This is a genomic window from Micromonospora sp. M51 (genome assembly GCF_018070305.1).
GTDB lineage: Bacteria > Actinomycetota > Actinomycetes > Mycobacteriales > Micromonosporaceae > Micromonospora > Micromonospora parva.
Genome location: NZ_JAGPXZ010000333.1, coordinates 1 through 6,418, shown reverse-complemented (window position 1 = coordinate 6,418; position 6,418 = coordinate 1). Strand labels below are relative to the sequence as shown.

General features: G+C 72.1%; 6 protein-coding genes. 4 read left to right on the top strand and 2 right to left on the bottom strand.

The annotated features are described in order from the left end of the window. Both KBX53_RS18425 and KBX53_RS18420 read right to left on the bottom strand, forming a co-directional pair. Positions 1 to 686: iron chelate uptake ABC transporter family permease subunit (locus KBX53_RS18425; protein WP_210860589.1), on the bottom strand; the 686-nt coding region annotated here is incomplete at its 3' end. After that, positions 683 to 1,729, bottom strand: a complete 1,047-nt coding sequence (locus KBX53_RS18420; protein ID WP_309140802.1) for an iron chelate uptake ABC transporter family permease subunit — start codon at positions 1,727 to 1,729, stop codon at positions 683 to 685. The genes KBX53_RS18420 and KBX53_RS18425, both read right to left, overlap by 4 nt. A 139-nt stretch (positions 1,730 to 1,868) precedes the next feature. On the opposite strand from KBX53_RS18420, the gene KBX53_RS18415 reads away from it, so the two are divergent. From KBX53_RS18415 to KBX53_RS18400, 4 genes are all read left to right on the top strand, one after another. Further along, on the top strand, positions 1,869 to 2,900 hold the full coding sequence (locus KBX53_RS18415) for an ABC transporter substrate-binding protein (protein WP_210860587.1): 1,032 nt from the start codon (positions 1,869 to 1,871) through the stop codon (positions 2,898 to 2,900). Between the two features lie 83 nt (positions 2,901 to 2,983). Next, positions 2,984 to 4,525, top strand: a complete 1,542-nt coding sequence (locus KBX53_RS18410; RefSeq protein ID WP_309140801.1) for an aspartate aminotransferase family protein — start codon at positions 2,984 to 2,986, stop codon at positions 4,523 to 4,525. A 35-nt stretch (positions 4,526 to 4,560) separates the two neighbouring features. Further along, positions 4,561 to 5,838: a lysine N(6)-hydroxylase/L-ornithine N(5)-oxygenase family protein gene (locus tag KBX53_RS18405; RefSeq protein ID WP_210860591.1), complete on the top strand. Its 1,278-nt coding sequence runs from the start codon at positions 4,561 to 4,563 to the stop codon at positions 5,836 to 5,838. Then, positions 5,835 to 6,418, top strand: a 584-nt coding sequence (locus tag KBX53_RS18400; RefSeq protein ID WP_210860585.1) for a GNAT family N-acetyltransferase, incomplete at its 3' end; no start/stop codon positions are given. The genes KBX53_RS18405 and KBX53_RS18400, both read left to right, overlap by 4 nt.

Sequence of the window (6,418 nt, the reverse complement as noted above, 5' to 3'; positions counted from 1 at the left end):
AACTCCATCATCCGCAGCGCCGGGGCGCAGCCGACGAGCACCAGCGGCGCCAGCACGACCAGGACCGCGAGCTGCGGCCCGGCGTAGGCCCAGCCCCGCCCGTCCAGACTGCCGGTGAGCCAGAGCACCGCGCGGGCGGCGTCCATCAGGGGCGCCCGGGTCAGCAGGTAGCCGTTGACGCCGGTCAGGATCGCGGCCACCCCGATGCCGACCAGGATGAGCCGGTAGCCGTGCACTCCGCGCCGCCAGGCCAGCGCGTAGATCAGCAGGCCGGTGCCGAGCCCACCGGCAACCGCCGCGCCGGCCAACGCCAGGCTGCTGCCGCCCAGGACGACCACCACCAGCGCGCCGGTCGACGCGCCCTGGGTGAAGCCCAGGATGTCCGGGCTGCCCAGCGGGTTGCGGACCAGGGACTGGAACACCGTGCCGGCCAGCGCCAGCGCCGCACCGACCAACAGGGCGGTGACCAGCCGGGGCAGGCGCAGGTCGTACACGATGAACTGTTCCGCCACGGTGCCGCCGCCGGTCAGCGTGCGCAGCACGTCCGCCGGCCCCATCGGGTAGTCGCCGCTGCCCAGTGCCACCAGGCCGAACCCGGCCGCGAGCAACGCCGCACCGGCACCGACGCCCAACGCGCGGGGCCGGAACCGCACCGACAACCCCCCAGGGGTACGGATGACGCTCATGGTTGGGCCACCCGTCGGCGGGTGACCAGCCACAGGAAGAGCGGACCGCCCAGCACGGCGGTCACCATGCCGACCTGGCGTTCTCCCGGTCGACCCAGTACGCGGCCGAGCACGTCGGCGCCGAGCAGCAGCGCGGGCGCGAGCACCGCGCAGTACGGCAGCAGCCAGCGTAGGTCCGGGCCGGTCAGGGCGCGGACCAGGTGCGGCACCAGCAGCCCGACGAAGACGATGGGGCCGCACGCGGCGGTCGCGGCGCCGCAGAGCAGGGTGACCGCGACGATCACGGCGGCGCGGATGAGCGCGGGTCGAGCGCCGAGGGCGCGCGCCGCGTCGTCGCCGAGCGCGAGCGCGTTCAGCGGGCGGGCGGCACCGAGCGCGACCAGCAGCCCGATCACGATGAACGGCAGCACCCGGGTGACGGTCGCCGGGTCCGCGCTGGCCAGCGAACCGACCGTCCAGAAGCGCAGCCGCTCCAGCGACGCGGTGTCCAGCAGCATCACCGCGCTCACGTAGGAGTAGAGGGTGGCGTTGAGCGCCGCCCCGGCCAGCGCCAGCCGGGCCGGGGTGGCGCCCCGTCCGCCGCCGACGGCGTAGACGAGCGCGGTCACCGTCGCCGCGCCGAGCAGCGCGAACCAGACGTACCCGCCGACGGCGGTGACGCCCAGGAACGCGGCGGCGGTGGCGACGGCCGCGGAGGCACCGGCGTTGATGCCGAGCAGCCCGGGGTCGGCGAGCGGGTTGCGGGTGAGGGCCTGCATGATCGCGCCCGCCACACCGAGGGCGGCACCGGCCAGCAGCCCGAGCAGGGTGCGGGGGAGGCGCATCCGGTGCACCACCGCGTACTCGGCGGCGTCGCGGTGCAGCAACCCGGACCAGGCGTCGGCGAGCGGCATGGCCTTCGCGCCGACCGCGATGCTGAGCACCACGATCACCGCGAGCAGGGCCACGGCGGCGACCAGTCCGCCGGCGCGGGCCGCCCGGCGACCACGCCGGCTCGGGGGTGCGACAGCGCCCCGGGTCGACACGGAACGTGTCGGCCGGATGGCGGTGGGTGTGGCGTCCAGTGTGGGCTCCGGGGTGGTGGCGAAACGGCGAACCGCTGTTGACAATGACCGAGGTTAGGCTAACCTAACCCCGCTGCCCTGGTCGAGCCCGGCCAACCCCTGATCGAAAGACACCACCATGCCCGATGCCCTGTCCGCCCGCCGTCTCTCCCGCCGTGGTCTCCTGGCCGCCGGTGGCGCCGCCACGCTCGCCACCCTGCTCGCCGCCTGCGGCACCGGTGACGCCCCCAAGCCCGCTACCGGCAACGGAGGCGGCCCCTGGTCGTTCACCGACGACCGGGGCAGGAAGGTCGAGGCGCCGGCCCGCCCTACCCGCGTGGTGGCCTTCACCGGCGTGGCGGCCGCACTGATCGATTTCGGTCTCGACAAGCAGCTCGTCGGCGTGTTCGGTGAGACCAAGCGTTCCGACGGCACGGCCGACCCACAGGCCGGCGACCTGAACGTCGAGGGCGTCGAGATCCTCGGCAACGTGTGGGGCGAGTTCAGCCTGGAGAAGTACGCGGCGCTGCGCCCCGAACTGCTGGTCACCCACATGTACGACCCGGACGCGCTCTGGTACGTGCCGGACGAGAGCAAGGACAAGATCCTCCCGCTGGCGCCCAGCGTGGCGGTCACCACCGCCCGGGTGCCGATGACCAAGCCCATCGAGCGGTACGCGGCACTTGCCGAATCGCTCGGCGCGGACCTGTCCGCCAAGAAGGTCACCGACGCGAAGGCCCGCTTCGACGCCGCCGCCGAAGCGGTCCGGCAGGCCGTCAAGGCCAACCCCGGCATCAAGGTCATGGCCTGCTCGGGCAGCCCCGACCTGTTCTACGTCTCCAACCCCAAGGTGAGCACCGACCTGATGTACTTCGCCGAGCTGGGCGTCGACATCGTGGTGCCCACCAAGCTCGAAGCCGGCGACTACTTCGAGGCGCTGAGCTGGGAGAGCGCCGGTAAGTTCCCCGCCGACCTGATCCTGCTGGACAACCGCAGCACCGCGCTGCAGGCCAAGGACCTCACCGCCAAGCCGACCTGGCAGCAACTGCCGGCGGTGAAGGCCAACCAGGTGAGCGCCTGGGACGCGGTGCCCCGCTTCTCGTACGCCGGCTCCGCGCCGCTGCTGGAGAACCTCGCCACCGCCATCCGGAACGCGAAGAAGGTCAGCTGACGAACACCGCACCTACCCGAGGCGCACCGCCGCGCCTGGGGTGGGTTCCGGCTGCCCTCGTCGAGAACGTGGAAGGACATTCCGTGACCGTGCCGACGTACCCCGTCGAGACCACCACGCCGCCGCCGTCGGCATCGACCACCGCGCGGGCCCAGCTGCTGCACGGCGGCTCGGTCGAGCAGTACCGCCGGACAATCGCCGACGGCGTCGACCGGGTCGCCCGCCGGGTGGCGACAGTGGACCGTCCCGGCACCGGAATCACGCCGACCGAGCTGGCCCCCCTGGTCGACCGGGTCGATCTGGACCGTCCACTGGGCGACGCGGGCGCCGCGCTCGACGAGCTGGAGAACGTCTACCTGCGCGACGCCGTCTGGTTCCACCACCCCCGCTACCTGGCCCACCTCAACTGCCCGGTGGCCATCCCGGCGCTGCTCGGTGAGGCGGTGCTCACCGCCGTGAACTCCTCCCTGGACACCTGGGACCAGAGCGCCGGGGCCACCCTCATCGAGCGCCGGCTGATCGACTGGACCGCCGAACGGATCGGCCTCGGCCCGCACGCCGACGGCATCTTCACCAGCGGCGGCAGTCAGTCCAACCTGCAGGCGCTGCTGCTGGCCCGCGAGGAGGCGTGCGTCGGCGCCGTCGGCCCGTCGGCACGCGCCGAGCTGCTTCCCCGGCTGCGCGTGCTCACCTCCGCCGCCGGTCACTTCAGCGTGCAGAAGTCGGCCAAGCTGCTCGGCCTCGCCCCGGACGCGGTGATCGCGGTACCCACCGACGCCCGGCGACGGATCCGGCCGGCCGCCGTCCGCGCGGAGATCGCCCGGTGCCGGCAGGCGGGGCTGGTGGTGATGGCGGTCGTCGGCACCGCCGGCACCACCGACTTCGGTTCGATCGACCCGCTCACCGAGCTAGCCGAGATCTGCGCGGCGGCCGGCGTCTGGCTGCACGTGGACGCCGCGTACGGCTGCGGTCTGCTCGTCTCGCCGACGCGCCGGCACCTGCTCGACGGCATCGAGCGGGCCGACTCGGTGACCGTCGACTTCCACAAGTCGTTCTTCCAGCCGGTCAGCTCCAGCGCCCTGCTGGTCCGCGACCGGCGGGCGCTGCGGCACGTCACCTACCACGCCGACTACCTCAACCCGGCCCGGATGGTGGAGCAGCGCATCCCCAACCAGGTCGACAAGAGCCTGCAGACCACCCGCCGCTTCGACGCGCTGAAGCTCTGGCTCACCCTGCGGGTGATGGGCCCGGACGCGCTCGGCACGCTCTTCGACGAGGTCGTCGACCGGGCCGCCGACGCCTGGCAACTGGTCAGCGAGGACCCACGCTTCGAGGTGGTGACGCGCTCCGAGCTGAGCACCGTGGTGTTCCGCTACCTGCCCACCGGCCCCGGCCGGGACCTGGCCGACGCCGCGAACCTGCACGCCCGGGAGGCCGTCGCCGCGTCCGGTCTCGCCGTGGTCGCCGGGACCCGGGTCGACGGCCGGCACTTCCTGAAGTTCACACTGCTCAACCCGGAAACCACTGTCGACGACGTCGGGTACGTGCTCGACCTGATCGCCACCCACGCCGGGCGGTACGTGCACGACCACGTCGCCGCCGACCTGACCTGCCCCGTCGGCTGACGCCGGTGACCACGAACCCGCACCTGGAGACCCCGATGTCCACCCACGACTTCGTCGCCATCGGGTTGGGCCCGTACAACCTGGGCCTGGCCTGCCTCACCGCGCCGATCGGCGAACTCGACGGAGTGTTTCTGGAGGCCCGGCCGAGCCTCGCCTGGCACCCCGGCATGCTGCTGGAGTCGGCCCGGTTGCAGACCCCGTTCATCGCCGACCTGGTCAGCCTCGCCGACCCGACGTCGCCCTTCTCCTTCCTCAACTATCTGAAGGAGATCGGCCGGCTCTACCCGTTCTACATCCGGGAGAGCTTCTACCCGTTGCGCAGCGAGTACGACGCGTACTGCCGGTGGGCGGCGGCGAAACTGCCGAACCTGCGTTTCGGTCAGACCGTGACCACAGTGGAGTACGACAGCACCGACGAGCGGTACGTGGTGCGGGCCGCCACCGGCACGGGGGAGACCGTCGAATACCGGGCCCGGCATCTGGTGCTCGGCACCGGCACCCCGCCGCACCTGCCGCCGGCCGTCGCCGGACTGCCCGGCGACGCCGTGCACAACTCCCACTACCTGGAGCACCGCGCGGCGCTGCGCACCAAGCGCAGCATCACCGTGGTGGGCAGCGGGCAGAGCGCCGCCGAGATCTACCACGACCTGCTCGGTGACATCGACCGGTACGGCTACCAGCTCAACTGGGTGACCCGCTCACCGCGGTTCTTCCCGCTCGAATACACCAAGCTGACGCTGGAGATGACCTCACCGGACTACGTGGACTACTTCCACGCGCTGCCCGAGGCGACCCGCTACCGGCTGGAGTCCGCGCAGAAGGGCCTGTTCAAGGGGATCAACGCCGACCTGATCAACGACATCTTCGACCTGCTCTACGCGCTCAGCGTCGACGGACCGGTGAACACCCGCCTGCTCACCAACACCGAGCTGGTCAGCGCCGAGCACCAGGACGGTGGGTACACGCTGGGGTTGCGTCAGGTGGAGCAGGAGCGCGACTTCACGCTGCGTACCGAGGGCCTCGTCCTGGCCACCGGCTACCACTACCGGGTGCCGGAGTTCCTCGCGCCGGTGCGCGACCGGATCCGCTGGGACGCGCACGGCCGCTTCGACGTGGCCCGCAACTACAGCATCGACCACAGCGGACGGGGCATCTTCCTGCAGAACGCGGGCACCCACACGCACAGCATCACCTCACCGGACCTGGGCATGGGCGCCTACCGCAACTCCTGGATCATCTCCGAGCTGCTCGGCCGGGAGCACTACCCGATCGAGAAGAGCATCACCTTCCAGGAGTTCGGGGTGTCGTCGTGACCACCGCCTTCACCCGCGTCGACGAGCGGCTCGGCGAGTTCGCGCTGCGGCCGCTCGACCCGGACGCCGACGCTGCGCTGCTGCACGGCTGGGTGACCCACCCGAAGGCGGCGTTCTGGCTGATGCAGGACGCCGACGAGGCCCAGGTGGCCGAGGAGTACCGGCGGATCGCCGGGCACCCGCACCACGACGCGTACCTCGGGCTGTGGCGGGGGAGCCCGGCCTTCCTCGCGGAGCGCTACGATCCGGCCCACGTCGAACTTGTCGGCCTCTACGACCACCAGCCCGGTGACGTGGGCATGCACTTCCTCTGCGCGCCGGTCGGCACACCCGTGCACGGCTTCACCCGGGCGGTGATCGGCACCGTGATGGCATGGCTCTTCGACGATCCGACGACCCGACGGGTGGTGGTCGAGCCGGACGTGCGCAACACGGCCGTGCACGCGCTGAACGCCGCCGTCGGGTTCACCGTCGTCGGCCCGATCGCCAAGCCGGAGAAGGACGCGCTGCTCAGCGTCTGCACCCGAGCCCAGTTCCAGGCCGCCGCCGACCGTGCCGCCGTCGACCCCGCCGCCGCCAC